This is a genomic window from Klebsiella sp. GG_Kp173 (assembly GCF_040062415.1).
Lineage (GTDB): Bacteria > Pseudomonadota > Gammaproteobacteria > Enterobacterales > Enterobacteriaceae > Klebsiella > Klebsiella quasipneumoniae.
In genome coordinates this window covers 1-1,206 of the sequence record NZ_JBEAFZ010000065.1, presented here as the reverse complement: position 1 = coordinate 1,206, position 1,206 = coordinate 1, and the positions used below count along the sequence as shown (strand labels likewise).

The window sequence follows — 1,206 nt, the reverse complement described above, 5'->3', positions numbered from 1 at the left end:
GAACGCCTCTGCAAGGTTCTTTGCTGCCGTTAACCCGTCTGGTTTGGGCATGATATTTATGTAGTCACGCTTTATCGTTTTCACGAAGCTCTCTGCTATTCCGTTACTCTCCGGACTCCGCACTGCCGTGTTCTTCGGTTCAAGTCCCAACATCCTGGCGAACTGACGTGTTTCATTCGCCCGGTAGCATGAACCATTATCCGTCAGCCACTCCACTGGAGACGCCGGAAGCTCGCTGCCAAAGCGGCGTTCCACTGCTCCCAGCATGACGTCCTGTACTGTTTCACTGTCGAAGCCACCCGTTGTGACCGCCCAGTGCAGTGCCTCACGGTCACAGCAGTCCAGCGCGAACGTGACCCGCAGTTTTTCTCCGTTATCACAGCGGAACTCAAACCCGTCAGAGCACCATCGCTGATTACTTTCTTTCACAGCCACTCTGCCGGTATGTGCCCGTTTCGATGGCGGTACAGCGGGTTTTCGCTCAAGCAACAGCGCATTCTGGCGCATGATCCGGTAAACACGTTTGGCATTGATCGCAGGCATACCATCAAGTTCTGTTTGTCTGCGAAGCAGCGCCCATACCCGACGATAACCATATGTGGGCAGCTCTCCGATAACATGGTGTATACGGCGAAGCACATCCGTATCATCCGTGTGACGGCTGCGGCGGCCGTCCTTCCAGTCATCGGTTCGTCTGAGAATGACGTGCAACTGCGCACGCGACACCCGGAGACAACGGCTGACGAAGCTTACTCCCCATCCCCGGGCAATAAGGACGCGTGCGCTATCCACTTTTTTGCTCGCCCATATTCAACGGCTTCTTTAAGTAGTTCATTTTCCATCGTTTTTTTGCCGAGCAGGCGCTGGAGTTCTTTAATCTGCTTCATGGCGGCAGCAAGTTCAGAGGCAGGAACGACCTGTTCTCCGGCAGCCACAGCAGTAAGACTTCCCTCCTGGTATTGCTTACGCCAGAGAAATAGCTGGCTGGCTGCCACACCATGTTGCCGGGCAACAAGGGAGACCGTCATTCCCGGTTCAAAGCTCTGCTGAACGATAGCGATCTTTTCCTGTGTAGTACGCCGTCTGCGTTTCTCCGGCCCTAAGACATCAATCATCTGTTCTCCAATGACTAGTCTAAAAACTAGTATTAAGACTATCACTTATTTAAGTGATATTGGTTGTCTGAAGATTCAGGGGGTCAGTCTA

Annotated in this window: 1 protein-coding gene; it reads right to left on the bottom strand. The window is 53.0% G+C overall.

Going from position 1 to position 1,206, the window contains the following annotated elements; translation table 11 throughout:
• Positions 1–1,115 (bottom strand): IS3 family transposase gene (locus ABLU50_RS16175; protein ID WP_348864860.1). Its coding sequence is split into 2 segments (ribosomal slippage), with 1,116 coding nucleotides annotated over them: positions 1–791 and positions 791–1,115; the frame shifts between segments, so codons are not numbered across the junction. This gene is flagged as partial in the annotation.
• Positions 1,116–1,206 lie beyond the last annotated feature (91 nt).